We start from the raw sequence: 14,061 nt of genomic DNA, 5'->3' as shown, positions 1-14,061 counted from the left end.
CTGTTCCTCCATGTCAGTTCACCCGGAACCGTGCTCGGCCTCCGAGCGCGGCCACGAGTTCTTCGGCCCCGCGGCGGCCCGCGGCGGCACGTGCTTCGGCCGTCTGGCCGGCCAGGTGGGAGTAGACGACGATGCCGTCCACGTCGCGTAGCGGACTGCCGGGCGGGAGCGGCTCCTCGCGCACGACGTCGAGTGCGGCGCCCGCGATCTCGCCCGCCCGGACGGCCGCGACGAGCGCGTCCTCGTCGACGATGGGACCGCGGGCGGTGTTGACCAGCAGCGCCGTCGGCTTCATCCGCCGGAACGCCGATTCGTCCAGCAGGCCACGGGTTCGTTCGGTGAGCGCGGTGTGCACCGAGACGTAGTCCGAAGTGGACAGAAGCTCGGGCAGCCCGGTGAACCGGACATCGGGATCCCGCAGTTCCACCGGGACGTTCGTCGTACAGAGGACATCCATGCCGAACGCGCGGGCCAGCGGCACCACCGCGCGCGCCGACGCGCCGTAGCCGATGAGCCCGAGCGTCGAGCCGCGCAGTTCGCGCCCGTCCTCGCGGGGCCAGCTGCCCCGGGCCACGCCCCGCGCGGACTGCACGAGCCGCCGGGCGCCCGCCAGCAGCAGGCCGAGGGTGTACTCGGCCACGGCGTTGGCGTTGATCCCGGGCAGGTTGCTGACGGTGATCCCGAGCCGGGCCGCGGCGGCGACGTCGATCGAGTCGTACCCGACGCCGGTTCGCACGATGACGCGCAACCGGGCGGCCCGGGCGAGGACGTCCGCGGTCAGCGGCTCGTTGGCCACCAGCGCCGCGTCGATCCCGGCGAGGGCGGCGGCGAGCTGCCCGGGATCGCGACGGCCGGCCATGGGCAGGTGCACGGTCTCCAGGCCGGAACCGCGCAGGAACCGGTCGACGTCGTCACCGGGACGCAGGTAGTCCGTGGTGATCAGGACGCGCCCGGTCACAGCGCGCGCCCGGCGGACGACCGCCGCTGCAGGGCGCTGACGCGCGCGACCGCCAGCACGGCGAGGAGCGCGACGATCGCGACGTGGAGCAGCAGCAGTGGCCAGCCAGTCAGGTCGACCAGCCCGCCGACCACGGCCGGGCCGAGGAAGCCGCCGCCCACCCAGCCGACGGTGTAGAGCCCGGTGTAGGTCCCGACCACGCGGTCGGACGGCGCGAGGTTCCACAGGACGACGACCGCGTTGACCAGGAACGCGGACGCACCCGCGGACGCCACGCAGAGGCCGACGACCACCCCCGTGGGCGTCGCCACCACCGTGCCGAGCACCATGCCGGCCGCGAACACCGTCATCCCGGCCGCCATCACCCGCAGCCGGCCGAAGCGCTCGGCGAGCCTCGCCACCGGGTAGGCGGCCACGATGAAGGCCACTCCGCTCGGCAGGGTCAGCCCGCCCGCTTCGCCGCGGGACATCTCGAGCACTTCCATGCCGTACGACGTGATGAGCGCCCGCGAGGCGGCCCACGCGCCGCCGAAGAGCAGGATGGACACGATGAGCAGCAACCGGCTGCGGTCGGTGTCCCGCACGATGTCGAGCACGGTGTCCCGCACCCGTCCGGCGGGCGCGGCCGTGCCCTGCTGCGCGCGGTCCTCGCCGAGTGCGGTCCGGTAGGCGGGCGAGCGGCTGTCGCGCACCTTCCACGCCAGCACGGCCAAGGACGCCACCATCAGGACCGCCGGGATCGCGAACGACAGCTCCGGGTGCTCGTCGATCAGGAAGATGCTGATCACGGCCGCGACCATCACCGTCAGACTCGAGGCGATCTTGACGACCGCGTTGGCGCGGCTTCGCCGCTCGGGCGGGACGAAGTCCGGCAGCAGGGATTCGGCGATCGGCTTGAAGGAGTTCGCGACCAGTGCGTAGCCGAACATCACCAGGACCAGCAGCGGCAACGAGGCCGCGACGTGCGGGATGACGAGGAACAGCAGCGCCGCCACGGGCATGCCGACGAGGAGGAACGGCATCCGCCGGCCCCACGAGGTGCGCGTGCGGTCCGACCGGTTGCCCATCCACGGCTGGATGAAGATGCCGAGCACGTTGTCCATGCCCATCAGCAGACCGACCAGCGCGGCACTGGTGATGTGCTCGCGGAGCAACGGCGGAACCTGCGAGTCGTAGAGGTTCCACGTCGACTCCTGCGCGAAGACCGCCAGGGCCACGAAGAACGTGATCCGGCCCGTTCGGGCGCGCTGTGTGCTCGACGTCGTCGTCATGACCGCCAACGTACTTTTGCTATAGCAAGAACGTCAAGTGTTGCTTGTTGGCGTTGCCATGGCAGATAGAGTGACGGCGTGGCAAGTGAGACGTTGAAGGGCCTGACGGCCGACACGCTGGCCGACCGCGCGTACCGGGCCATCCGCGACGCGGTCACGACCGGCGAGCTGCGGCCGGGCCAGAAGGTCACCGAACGCGGGCTCGCCGAGCGGCTGTCGGTGAGCCCGACCCCGGTGCGGGAGGCCATCCGGCGCCTCGAACAAGACGGTCTCCTCGAACGGACCGGACCGCGGACGGTCCAGGTGGCGGCCGTCGGCGACGCCGCGATCCAGGACCTCGCCGAGGTGGAGGTGGCACTTCGCGGGATGGTCGCCCGCTTCGCCGCGCGCCACGCGTCCCCGGCCCAGCTGGACCACCTCGACGCCGTCCTCGACGAAGCCGACGACCTGCTGATCGTCATCAAGCAACGGCAGCAGGCCGGGCAGGACGTGGCCCGGCACCTGGACCGGCTGCTCGACGCCATGCAGCGCTTCAACGAGGTCGTCGAGGCGTGCGCCCGCAACCCGGTTCTCGTGCGCCTGCTCGGCCAGACGCGGGTGTTCTCCTGGCCGGAACGGCGGGCCCGGCTGATCGAACGCATCGCCGAGAACGACAAGTTCGGCCTGGACCGGTACGGGAGCCACCGTGCGCTCGTCCGCGCGTTGCGGGTGGGTGACTCGGCAGCGGCCGAGGCCCTCGTCATCGAGGACGCTCGTGGCGGGCTGGGAGATCTGCTCGCCGCGCCCATGACGCCCGCTGCCGTCGCCTCGTCCTGAGTTACCGCCCGATGTCGACGATCAGGGTCAGATCCCGGTCGACCCGGATCCGGCACTCCGGTCCGAACCCGCACGAGGACTCGCGTTCCTCGAACACCGCCGGACCGGCGATCTCCGTTCCCGGTCGCAGCCGGTACCGGTCCCAAACCGTGGCCTCGAGCCGGCCGTGACCGGCGAACCAGACGTCGCGGACCCCGCGCCGGGGATCGCCCGCGACGGGCTCGCACCCCAGCGGGATGTCGTGGCCGGGCAGCTGCGCCGACAGCCGCCAATCGACGACCTCCGCGGGTCCGTCGAGGGACCGCCCGAACGTCGCGCGGTAAGTCTCCGCGAAGGCGTCCTGGAGGCGGCCGATGTCCGCCGGCCCGAGGTCCCCCTCGGGGAGCTCGACTTCGATCTCGAACCCCTGGCCCAGGTACCGCAGGTCGGCCGAGCGCCGCATTCGCACCTCGTCCGTGGCGCCCGGAGCCAGTACCTCGGTGGCGCGGGCCGCCATCTCGGCGTAGAGGGCGGCGACGCGCTCCCAGTCGACCTCGGTCAGCGCCGAAGGCAGGCTGCGCGCCAGGTCCACCGTGGCGGGGGCGACCAGGAATCCGTAGGCGGACATGACGCCGGCGCGCATCGGCACGACGATCCGCCGGATCTTCAGCTGCTTCGCCAGGCCGTAGGCGTGCACGGGACCCGCGCCGCCGAACGCCACGAGCGCGAAGCCGGCGGGATCCCGGCCCTGCTCCGACAGGTGCATCCGGGCCGCGGCCGCCATGCCCGCCGTGGCCACCTCGACGACGCCCGCGGCGGCGCCGACCGTGTCCAGGCCGAGCGGCTCGGCCACCTCCCGGTCCAGCGCCTTGTGGACCTCCGCCGTCCGCAGCCGCATTTCCCCGCCGAGGAAGGCGGCCGGGTCGAGGTGGCCGAGCACGAGATCCGCGTCCGTGACGGTCGGCCGCTCCCCGCCCCGGCCGTAGGCCACCGGCCCCGGGACCGACCCGGCGCTGCGCGGGCCGACCTTGAGCAACCCCAGCGGGTCCGGGGCGGCGATCGACCCGCCGCCGGAGCCGATCTCGATCATGTCGACGACCGTCAACCGCACCGGCAGCCCCGAGCCCGGCTTGAACTTGTCGACGCGGCCCGCCTCGAAGTCGTGCCGGCGCCGGGCGCCGCCCCCGCTCACGATCGCGATCTTGGCCGTGGTGCCGCCCATGTCGGACGAAAGGACGTCCGCCTCGCCCAGCCGTCGGGCCACGGCGGCCGCGGCGATCGTGCCCGCGGCCGGGCCGGATTCGAGCAGCCGGAAGGGAAACTCCTTCGCGTCGGCCAAGGTCGTGACCCCGCCGCCGGAGAGCATGACGCGCAGGGGCGCGTCGACGCCCATGGCGACCAGGTCGTTGCTCAGGCGGTCGAGGTAGCGCGTCATCAGCGGCTGCACGTAGGCGTTGAGGCAGGCCGTGCTCGCCCGCTCGTACTCGCCGATGACCGGAGCGACCGCGTTGGAGAGGGTGACCGGCAGCCGGGGGTGGGCCCGCGCGAGCAGCTGCCGCACCCGCCGTTCGTGCCGGTCGTCGCGGTGGGCGTGCAGCAGGGCCACCGCCACCGCTTCGACGCCTTGCTCCACGAGGTGTCCCGCCTGCGCCAGCACATCGTCTTCGTCCAGCGGCGCCAGCTCGGTGCCGTCGGCGGCGAGGCGGCCCCGCACGCCACGGCACAGGTGCCGGGGAACCAGCGGGCGGGCCGGCCGGGCGAGCAGGTCGGTGGTGTCGAACCGGATCTCGCGGGCCATCTCCAGGACGTCGCGGAAACCGTGGGTGGCGAGCAGCCCCACGACGGCGCCGGTGCGCTCGAGCAGCGTGTTGGTCACCAGGGTCGTGCCGTGGACGACGCCGGCGACGTCCCCGGCCGGCGTGCCGGTCTCCGCCAGCAGCCGGGCGATGCCCGCGGTGATGGCCTCGTTCGGGGCGTGCGGGGTGGTGGGCAGCTTGCCGGGCCAGGTCAGGCCGCGGGCCGGGTCGTGGAGCAGCAGGTCGGTGAACGTGCCGCCGACGTCCACGCCGATCCGGACGGTGCGGCTCATCGGACGTACCCGCCGAGTTCGTCGGCCCGGACCAGCTCCGGCTCACGGTCCTCCGGCGCGCCGAACCCGCCCCCGCCGGGGAACGAGATGACGACGGACGCGCCGGGAGCCAGCTCGGAAACCGACTTCAGCGGCACGGTCTCCCCGGTGTCCAGCACCGCCCGCGCCGTGGCCCCCGGCTCCCCGCCGGCGAGGCCCGCGGCCGGATGCCGTTCGCGGTCGCCGAGGACCACCAGCTGGACCGGGCGGCGGGTCGGATTGTGCACCTCGACGTCCTGGCCCAGACCGCCGCGGCGCCGCCCGCGACCGCCGGAGCCCGGCCGGAGTTCCTTGCGCACGAACCGCAGCGGGGACGCGACCTCGAAGGCCTCGATGCTGCCGCTGCCGGAATTGGTGGGGAAAGCGGTCGTGGACAAGCCGTCCTTCTCCTGGGAAGCGCCCATTCCGGCGTTGGCGAAGAGCATCTGCGCGAAGGGGCGGCCCGAGTCGTCGACGCCGGCGAACCGGACGCGCAGCGCGGGTGCTCCCCCGCTGTCGGCGATGACCCGGCCGGGCAGCACCGGCGCGAGCGCCCGGTAGATCGCGCACGACAGCAGGTGCCCGGTCAGGTGCCGCGCGACGACGGGCGCGGGGAACACGGGGTGGACGATCGTGCCCTCCGGCGCCGTCACGCCGATCGCCCGGTAGGAACCCCAGTTCGTCCGCGTGGCCGGATCGAGCAGGATCTTCACCGGGTACACCGAGTAGGCGCGCGTGTAGTTCAGGGTGGAGTTGGTCGGGAACGGCACCTGGGCCGAGCTGCCGCCGTAGTCGATCCCGATCCGGTCACCGCGCACGGTGACCGCGCACTCGATGTGGGTCGGGTGTCCCTCGACGCCGTCGGCGTCGAGGCCCGCCCGGTACACGCCGTCCGGCAGTTCCCGGACGGCGGCCCGCATGGCGGCGTCGGTCACCGCGTGCACCTCGGCGGCGAACTCCTCGAAGTCCGGCTCGCCGAAGTCGTCGAGGAACTCCTGCGCGCGCCGCCGGCACACCGCGTGCGCGGCGGCCTGCGCCTCCAGGTCACCCCACAACGGGCCGGGCAGGCGGACGTTGGCCAGCAGGAGATCCTTGACCCCCGGCTCGACCCGGCCGGCCCGGTACAGCCGCAGCGGCGGGATCAGGACGCCTTCCGAGATCAGGTCGGTGGCGCCGAGCGCCGGGGTGCCGCCGATGTCGGGCGAGTGCGCGGCCGTCCCGGCGTAGGCGACGAGCGCGCCCCGGTGGAAGACCGGGGTGATCATGGCGATGTCGGGCAGGTGCCCGGTGGCGATCCACGGGTCGTTGGTGATCACGCAGTCGCCGTCCTGCCAGTCCCCGGCCGGGAACCGCTCGAGGACCAGCGCCGTCAGCGAGCTCATCAGGGCCGCGAACCCGGGGATGCCGGCCCGCGACTCCGCCATGGTGCGCCCCCGCCGGTCCATCAGGACGACGGTGTAGTCGTTGGACTCGCGGATGATGGCCGAGAACGCCGTGCGCAGCATGGTCGACGCGGCCTCGTCGGTCGCGGCCGCGAGCCGGTCCCACCGGACCTCCAGGCCGACCGGGTCGAACGCGGGCGTCATGACGCCACCGCCTTCCGGTGCGCGATCTCGTCGGCGATCGCCTTGCCCAGGCCTTCGGTCGTGCCGGAGCCGCCGAGGTCGGGGGTGAGCACGTCCGGTGGCCCGCCGAGCACGCTTTCGATCGCGGCCAGCATCGCCGCGGCCGCGGCGGTCTCCCCCAGGTGGTCGAGCATCATCGCGCCGCTCCAAATCTGCCCGACAGGGTTGGCGATCCCGCGCCCGGCGATGTCGGGGGCCGAGCCGTGGACCGGCTCGAACAGGCTCGGCCAGGTCCGGTCCGGGTTGATGTTGGCGCTCGGGGCGATCCCGATCGTGCCGGCGCAGGCCGGGCCGAGGTCGGAGAGGATGTCCCCGAACAGGTTGCTGGCGACCACGACGTCGTACTGCCCGGGCCGCAGGACGAACTTGGCCGTGAGGATGTCGATGTGGTCCTTGTCCGCGACGACGTCCGGGTACTGCGCCGCCATCACCGCCGCGCGTTCGTCCCAGTACGGCATGGAGATGGCGATGCCGTTGCTCTTGGTCGCCCACGTCAGGTGCTTGCGGGGGCGGGCGGCGGCGAGCTCGAAGGCGTAGCGCAGCACCCGGTCGACTCCGGTCCGGGTCATCACGGTCTCCTGCAGCACCGTTTCGCGGTCGGTGCCTTCGAAGATCCGGCCGCCGATGCTCGAGTACTCGCCCTCGGTGTTCTCGCGGACGACGTAGAAGTCGATGTCCCCGGGCTCGTGGTCGCGCAGCGGGCTGCGGACCCCGCGCAGCAGCCGCACCGGCCGCAGGTTGACGTACTGGTCGAAGCCGCGGCGGAACTGCAGGAGGCTGCCCCACAGCGAAACGTGGTCGGGGACCACCTCGGGCCGGCCGACCGCGCCGAAGAAGAGCGCGTCGAAGCCACCGAGCACGTCCTTCCAGTCCGGCGGCAGCATCTCGCCGTGCCGCAACCAGTAGTCGGCGCAGGCGAATCCGTAGTGGACGGTCTCGAGCTCGAACCCGTGGGCGTCGGCGGCGGCCTGCAGGCATCTCAGCCCTTCCGGGACGACCTCGCGGCCGATGCCGTCGCCGGGGATGACGGCGATGCGGTGACGCTGGGACACGGGACACTCCTGTCGATCCGGTGGGCACGCGCCTCCACCCTGATCGGCCGTGCACGCCACGACAAGAGCGGCCCGGGCAACCTATCCTTTCGCTCATGGAAAGAGACGATCCGCGATGACCACCTCGATCGACGATCTCCGCTTCTTCCACGTGGTCGCTTCCAGCGAGACGCTGACGGCCGCCGCGCGCGAGCTGCAGTGCTCGCTCCCGGTCGTCAGCAAGCGCCTCAGTGCGCTCGAACGCCGGCTCGACGCACGCCTCGTGCACCGCGGCACACGCCGGCTCGTGCTGACCTCCGAGGGGGAACTGTTCGCCGCGCGCCTGGAGAAGATCCTCGACCAGGTGCGCGAACTCGAGGACCTCGTCACGCACCGCTCCGGCGATCTGCGGGGGTCCATCGTCGTCCAGGCCACCCTCGGGCTCGGCCGCGCGCACGTCGCCCCGCTGCTCGGCGAGTTCGGCGCCCGGCATCCCGAGCTGACCGTCCGGCTCCGCACGTCCGCGCTCCCCCTGCGTCCGCACCGACACGAGTTCGACCTGGCCGTCCACGTGGGAACGCCACCGGACTCCTCGCTGCGGATGCGCCGGCTGGCGAAGAACCGCCGGGTGCCGTGCGCCGCGCCGTCCTATGTGGAGCAACGCGGGATGCCCGAGCGGATCGAGGACCTGGCCGGCCACGACTGCATCGTGCTCCGCGAGAACGAGGGCGACTTCGCCTTGTGGCGCTTCGGAGACGCCCGCAACCCGCGTCAGGTGCGGGTGCGCGGCCGCCTGTCGAGCAACGACGGGGACGTCGTGACCGGCTGGGCGCTGCAGGGCCACGGAGTGATCATGCGCTCGGAGTGGCAGATCCGGTCCCACCTGGAAAGCGGTGCCCTGGTGCGCGTTCTGCCCGACGTGCCGACCCCGCCCGCCGACATCTACGCCCTCCGGTCCGACGACGTCCACGTGCCCCGCCGGATCGGCGAGCTGATCAAGTACCTGGCCGCGCGGTTGCCGGACCGCATCGCCGGCTCCGCGTACGGGAGCCCGGCCACGAGTGCCTCCCGTTCGATGCCCATCGACTTCGCCGGCACCGCGCCGTAGCCGGCCGGGTCCTCCCACAGCGAAGTGCGCACCGGGCCGGGTGAGACGGTGTTGACCCGCACCCCGCGGGGGCCGAACTCCTCGGCGACGGCCTTGCCGAACCGCCGCGGCGCAGCAAGCTGGGCAGCGTGGACCGGGTGGCGCGGACCGCGGCGCGGCGACCACCCGCATTCCTTCCCCGGCCAGTGCGGATCCCCGGCCGCTGGCAAAGCCGCTGACCGCCGGCTCTCACTCCTCTTCGCCGGCCGCCGACAGGAACGCCGCGAGGTCGTCGGTGAACCGCAGGAGCAGGTCGTAGAAGGTCTGGCGGTCCTTCGGCGCCCATCCGGACAACGCCTCGCCGAACCAGCCGAGCAGCGTGGTGACGTACCGGTCGGCTATTTCGGCGCCGTCGGGTGTCAGCTCGACCAGCCGGGCGCGCCGGTCGTCGGGATCGGCCAGGCCGCGCACGAGCCGCCGCCGTTCGAGCACGTGCAGGTGCCGCGTGACGTGCGGCCCGGCGACCTGCATCCGGTCCGCGATCTCCCCGACGCGCATCGCCTTCCCGGTCATGTGCAGGGCGAGGATGATCGACAGCCCGGGCCGGTCGAGGTCGGCCCCGATTCGCTTCATCGCCCGCTCCCCCAGGCCACTGCGGTTCATCAGGTTGCCCAGCTGCAGGATCCGGGGCAGCACGGAACGCAGCTCGGTCACGTCGCCGGGTTCTGTGTCGGCCATCACACCTCTTAGATAGCTAACTTAGGTATATAGTCGGTCAGGCCGGGGGTTCGGCACGGACATTGTCGCACCTCAAAGATGGATACCTAACTTAGCTATAGGAGAGACTCATGGCTCCCACGTCCCCGCGTTCGGTTCTCATTTCGGGAGCGAGCATCGCCGGTCCCGCCCTGGCTTTTTGGCTCCACCAGGCCGGCTTCGCGGTCACCGTCGTGGAGAAGGCGCCCGGACTCCGGGCCGGCGGCTACCCCATCGACGTCCGCGGCACGGCCCTGGACGCCGTCCGGCGGATGGGCCTCCTCCCCCGCTTGCAGGACCAGCACATCTCCACGCAGCGGTTGACCTTCCTCGACGCCGACGGCCGCGAAGTGGCGTCGCTGCACCCGAACGCGGTCATCGGCGGCGTCGACGGCGACGACCTCGAAGTCCGCCGGGGCGACTTGATCCACACGCTCTACGACCGGGTGCGCGACGACGTCGACTTCCGGTTCGGCGACACCGTGGACACCCTCACCCACCACGCCGACGGAGTCGACGTCACCTTCCGGAGCGGCCGCCAGGACGCCTACGACCTGGTGATCGGGGCCGACGGCCTGCACTCCCACACCCGCGGGCTGGTCTTCGGCGACGAGGCGCGGTTCCACCACTACCTCGGCTACAGCTTCGCCGGGTTCACCATGCCCAACGACTTCGGGCTCTCCCGCGAAGGGATCGCGTGGAGCACCCCCGGCAAGGGCGCGGCGCTGTATGCGGTCCTCGACAGCAAGGAGGTCCACGGCTTCCTGGTCTTCGCCCGGCCGGAGGCCCCGATCGAGGCGTTCCGGGACCCCGAGGCCCAACGCGACCTGATCGCCCGCACTTTCGACGGCGACGGCTGGGAAATCCCGCGCATGGTCGCGGCGATGCGCGAAGCCGACGACCTGTTCTTCGACGTGATCAGCCAGATCCACCTGCCCCGCTGGTCGGCCGGCCGCGTGGCGCTGGTCGGCGACGCCGCCCACGCACCGTCCTTCCTGACCGGCCAAGGCACCAGCCTCGCCCTCGTGGGCGCGTACGTGCTCGGCCACGCCCTGGCCACCATCCCGGACCACACGGCGGCCTTCGCCGCCTACGAGAACCGGTTGCGGACCTTCGTCGAACGCAACCAGGCCCTGGTGACCGAAGGCCAGGCGACGCTCTTCCCCACGACGGCGGAAGCGCTCGAACAACGCAACGCCGCCCTCCGGCAGCTCACCGCGGCTCCGCCGCGCGCGCCACGGCCCGAGCACTCGGCGCTCACGCTGCCGGACTTCCCCGTGCGGGTGAGGTGAGAAGGGGCGGCCGAGGTGAGCCGTCCGTCACGGTGTCCGTCCACAACGGACGGTTCCGGCGGCGGGCGCACGGGGTTCGGCGCTACCGCAGCTGGTCGCGGCGGCGGGTCAGGTAAGCGGTCTCGGCGGTGTTGCCGGCCAGTTCGATGGCTTTGCCGTACGCCGCGCGCGACTCCTCGCTGCGGCCCAGCCGGCGCAGCAGGTCGGCTCGGACGGCGTGGTAGGCGTGGTAACCGGCCAACCTGTGCTCGAGGCGGTCGACGGCGGCCAGTGCCACCTCCGGGCCGTCGAGCTCGGCGACCGCGATGGCCCGGTTGAGGGCGACGACCGGCGACGGGTCGAGGCGGACGAGCTGGTCGTAGAGGGCGAGGATCTGCGACCAGTCGGTGTCGCGCACGTCGCGGGCGGAGGTGTGCACGGCGTTGATCGCCGCGAGGATCTGGTAGCGGCCCGGCGCCACCCCGGCGGCGGCCGCGGCGAGGCGCTCACGCACCAGCCGGTGCCCCTCGGCGATCAGCGCCACGTCCCAGGCCCCGCGATCCTGCTCGTCGAGCGCGACCAGTTCGCCGGCCGAGACGCGGGCGGGGCGGCGGGCCTCGATGAGGAGCATCAGCGCCAGCAACCCGGCCACCTCGCCGTCGTCCGGCAGGAGAGCGTGGATCAGGCGGGTCAGCCGGATCGCCTCGGCGGTCAGGTCGTGCCGCACGGGATCGGTGCCGGGCCCGGTCGCCAGGTAGCCCTCGTTGAACACGAGGAACAGCACGGCCAGTACGCCGGAGACGCGGGCCGGGAGGTCCTCGGCGGACGGCAGCCGGTACGGGATGCGCGCCGCCTTGATCTTGGCCTTCGCGCGGGTGATCCGCTGCCCCATGGCGCTCTCGGCCACCAGGAAGGCGCGGGCGATCTCCGGCATCGTCAGCCCGCCGACCATGCGCAACGTCAGCGCCACGCGGGTCTCCATCGCCAGCGCCGGGTGACAGCAGGTGAAGACCAGCCGGAGCCGGTCGTCGTCGATGGCGCCGAGCGGCTCGGGCGGGTCGTCGTGGAACACCATCCGAGCCTCCTTGTGCTTGTCGTCGCGCTTGTTTTCCCGGCGGATCCGGTCGATGGCCTTGCGCTGGGCGGTGGTGGTCAGCCAGGCGCCGGGATTGGGCGGCACACCGTCGGCCGGCCACCGCTCGACGGCGGTCGCGAACGCCTCGGCGGCCGCCTCCTCGGCGACGTCGAGGTCACCGAACCGCCTGGTCAGTGCGGCCACCACCCGGGCCCACTCGTCGTGGTGGGCGCGGGTGACCGCCTCGTCGACGTCACTCACCGGAACGGCCGCACCTCGATCTTCCGATCGCAGGCTTTCGAAGCCTCGGTGGCGAGCTTGAGCGCCACATCCAGATCGGGGGCCTCCCACACCCAGAAGCCGGCGAGGTATTCCTTCGACTCCACGAACGGCCCGTCGCTGAACACCACCTGCTCGCCCCGGTTGTCGACGACCGTGGCCGCGTCGGTGTCCGCGAGCCCGCCCGCGAAGACCCAGTAGCCCTCGGCGATCAACCGTTCGTTGAACGCGCTGATGGCCGGCTGCCGATCCGTGCGGCCGGGATTGCTCTTGTCGTCGATGACGGAAACCAGGTACTGCATGGGAAGATCATCTCCTCTGGGGTTCAAGGGTCGGCGCGAGCGCCGGACCGACCGGGATCACGGGTGATGGTCGTCAGCCTCATGATCACGGTGCCCTTTCCTCGACGCCACCCCCGCACGGGGCGCCTTCACCCCTGCTACGAACACCGCCACCCCGATCCGACATGCCTCCCGGATTTTTCGAGAACTTTTCCGGCGTCGGGCACCATGGGTGCATGGCTGATGACCAGTCCGAAGTGACGTCTCCGGCAGCCCCGGGCAAGGTGCTCACGAACCGCATGATCGCGTGGTGCGCGGCGGCCCTGGTGCTGGTGGCCGCCGGGCTCGGGTGGCCGTTGCTCGCGGTGTACGGCCTCGGCCTGGAGGCGATCCGCACCGTCGGCACGATCGTGCTCGGCGCGGGTGGGGCGGTCGGGCTGCTGCTGGCCGCGCGCCGGCAGCAGACCGCCGAACAGGACCTGGTCGAGAAGCGCCGCGACCTCGCGCACAAGGAGCACGTCCAGCGGCACACCGAGGCCGTTGCCGCCGACAACCTGGCCCACCAGCAGCGCATCGCGGCCACGACCGAAGCCGACGCCGCGGAGCGGAGGATCACCGAGCTCTACGCGAAGTCCGTCGAACAGCTCGGTTCGGACAAGGCGCCGGTCCGATTGGGCGGGCTGTACGCGCTCGAGCGGCTCGCGCAGAACACGCGATCGCAGCGACCCACCGTCGTCAACGTGCTGTGCGCCTACCTGCGGATGCCGTTCGAACCGGCCACCGAAGGCGACCCGCCGAAGCCGTCCCCCGATCAGGTGCAGGAACAGCACGTCCGGATCACCGCACAGCGCATCCTCGCCCAGCACCTGGCTCCGGGCACGGACTCGCGCTCCGACGCCGACACGTTCTGGCCGGACATCGACCTGGACCTCGTGGGTGCCACGCTCATCGACTTCCGGTTCGCGCGCTGCCGGGTCCGGTCCGCCCGCTTCACCGGCGCGACCTTCGACGGCGACGCCGACCTCGGCGCAACGGTGTTCCTCGACCGCGCCGAGTTCGACCGCGCGACGTTCACCGGCAGCGCCCGGTTCAGCGACGCGATCTTCGCCGAGGGCGCCCGGTTTCGCACCGCACAGTTCCTGTCCGCGGCGCGGTTCCGAGGCACGACCTTCGGCGGAGACGCCCGGTTCACGCGAACACGCTTCCACGACCACGTCTGGTTCGGCAACGCCGTCTTCCGCGCCGACGCCGGGTTCACGGACACGCATTTCGAGCAGGAAGTCCGGTTCGACGACGCCGTCTTCGCCGGAACCACCACCTTCCACGCCGCCGCGTTCGCCCGGCCGGCCCACCGGCTGCGCAAGACGTTCAGAGGCGTCCGCGTCCGGGCGGCGAGCCTTTCCCATTGGCCACTGGGCTGGACGGCGTCGGCCACCACGGACGAGCCGTGGCCGGATTCCGGAGGCAGCTGGCACAAGCTGGAACCGGCAGACACGGCCCAGGCGCCGGTCACCTGATACGTCCA

General features: G+C 72.3%; 12 protein-coding genes and 1 pseudogene. 4 read left to right on the top strand and 9 right to left on the bottom strand.

Features of this window, described 5'->3' with window-relative positions; translation table 11 throughout:
• Positions 1–13: 13 nt before the first annotated feature.
• Both AB0M80_RS19685 and AB0M80_RS19680 read right to left on the bottom strand, forming a co-directional pair.
• Positions 14–958: an NAD(P)-dependent oxidoreductase gene (locus AB0M80_RS19685; protein WP_364566473.1), complete on the bottom strand. Its 945-nt coding sequence runs from the start codon at positions 956–958 to the stop codon at positions 14–16.
• The gene (locus AB0M80_RS19680; RefSeq protein WP_364566468.1) at positions 955–2,229 is read right to left on the bottom strand and encodes an MFS transporter; all 1,275 of its coding nucleotides are present in this window, start codon (positions 2,227–2,229) and stop codon (positions 955–957) included. The genes AB0M80_RS19685 and AB0M80_RS19680 overlap by 4 nt, the downstream gene beginning before the upstream one ends.
• Positions 2,230–2,307: 78 nt before the next feature.
• On the opposite strand from AB0M80_RS19680, the gene AB0M80_RS19675 reads away from it, so the two are divergent.
• Positions 2,308–3,045 carry a GntR family transcriptional regulator gene (locus tag AB0M80_RS19675; RefSeq protein WP_364566465.1) on the top strand — a complete coding sequence of 246 codons (738 nt, stop codon included), beginning with the start codon at positions 2,308–2,310 and terminating at the stop codon, positions 3,043–3,045.
• 1 nt (position 3,046) lies between these two features.
• Here AB0M80_RS19675 and AB0M80_RS19670 read toward each other — a convergent pair whose 3' ends face one another.
• The 3 genes from AB0M80_RS19670 to AB0M80_RS19660 are packed head-to-tail and all read right to left on the bottom strand — an operon-like array spanning position 3,047 to position 7,808.
• Positions 3,047–5,113 carry a hydantoinase/oxoprolinase family protein gene (locus AB0M80_RS19670; RefSeq protein WP_364566462.1) on the bottom strand — a complete coding sequence of 689 codons (2,067 nt, stop codon included), beginning with the start codon at positions 5,111–5,113 and terminating at the stop codon, positions 3,047–3,049.
• A complete protein-coding gene (locus AB0M80_RS19665; protein WP_364566459.1) occupies positions 5,110–6,717 on the bottom strand; it encodes a hydantoinase B/oxoprolinase family protein in 1,608 nt (535 codons plus the stop codon). Before AB0M80_RS19665 ends, AB0M80_RS19670 begins: the two co-directional genes overlap by 4 nt.
• Positions 6,714–7,808 carry a tartrate dehydrogenase gene (locus AB0M80_RS19660; protein WP_364566456.1) on the bottom strand — a complete coding sequence of 365 codons (1,095 nt, stop codon included), beginning with the start codon at positions 7,806–7,808 and terminating at the stop codon, positions 6,714–6,716. The genes AB0M80_RS19665 and AB0M80_RS19660 overlap by 4 nt, the downstream gene beginning before the upstream one ends.
• Before the next feature lie 115 nt (positions 7,809–7,923).
• On the opposite strand from AB0M80_RS19660, the gene AB0M80_RS19655 reads away from it, so the two are divergent.
• On the top strand, positions 7,924–8,895 hold the full coding sequence (locus AB0M80_RS19655) for a LysR family transcriptional regulator (RefSeq protein WP_364566453.1): 972 nt from the start codon (positions 7,924–7,926) through the stop codon (positions 8,893–8,895).
• A gap of 56 nt (positions 8,896–8,951) precedes the next feature.
• Here the strand turns inward: AB0M80_RS19655 and AB0M80_RS19650 are convergent.
• Positions 8,952–9,104, bottom strand: a pseudogene (locus AB0M80_RS19650) (hypothetical protein); the annotation flags it as partial.
• 19 nt (positions 9,105–9,123) lie between these two features.
• Complete coding sequence (locus tag AB0M80_RS19645) at positions 9,124–9,612, bottom strand: MarR family transcriptional regulator (protein ID WP_364566450.1); 489 nt, start codon at positions 9,610–9,612, stop codon at positions 9,124–9,126.
• A 110-nt stretch (positions 9,613–9,722) separates the two neighbouring features.
• Here AB0M80_RS19645 and AB0M80_RS19640 point away from each other — a divergent pair, with 110 nt between their 5' ends.
• The gene (locus AB0M80_RS19640) at positions 9,723–10,922 is read left to right on the top strand and encodes an FAD-dependent monooxygenase (protein WP_364566448.1); all 1,200 of its coding nucleotides are present in this window, start codon (positions 9,723–9,725) and stop codon (positions 10,920–10,922) included.
• Positions 10,923–11,004: 82 nt separating this feature from the next.
• Here the strand turns inward: AB0M80_RS19640 and AB0M80_RS19635 are convergent, their stop codons facing one another.
• Both AB0M80_RS19635 and AB0M80_RS19630 read right to left on the bottom strand, forming a co-directional pair.
• Complete coding sequence (locus AB0M80_RS19635) at positions 11,005–12,237, bottom strand: DUF6596 domain-containing protein (RefSeq protein WP_364566445.1); 1,233 nt, start codon at positions 12,235–12,237, stop codon at positions 11,005–11,007.
• Positions 12,234–12,557 (bottom strand): YciI family protein, encoded by a 324-nt coding sequence (locus AB0M80_RS19630; RefSeq protein ID WP_364566442.1) that lies wholly within the window; start codon positions 12,555–12,557, stop codon positions 12,234–12,236. Before AB0M80_RS19630 ends, AB0M80_RS19635 begins: the two co-directional genes overlap by 4 nt.
• Before the next feature lie 215 nt (positions 12,558–12,772).
• Here AB0M80_RS19630 and AB0M80_RS19625 point away from each other — a divergent pair, with 215 nt between their 5' ends.
• Entirely contained in the window at positions 12,773–14,053 is a 1,281-nt protein-coding gene (locus AB0M80_RS19625) for a pentapeptide repeat-containing protein (protein WP_364566440.1), read from the top strand.
• Positions 14,054–14,061: the final 8 nt, after the last annotated feature.

The organism is Amycolatopsis sp. NPDC051045 (genome assembly GCF_040682955.1).
In the GTDB taxonomy this organism is placed as follows: domain Bacteria; phylum Actinomycetota; class Actinomycetes; order Mycobacteriales; family Pseudonocardiaceae; genus Amycolatopsis.
Note: the sequence above shows the minus strand (reverse complement) of the source record. Positions and strands in the feature narration are given on the sequence as shown.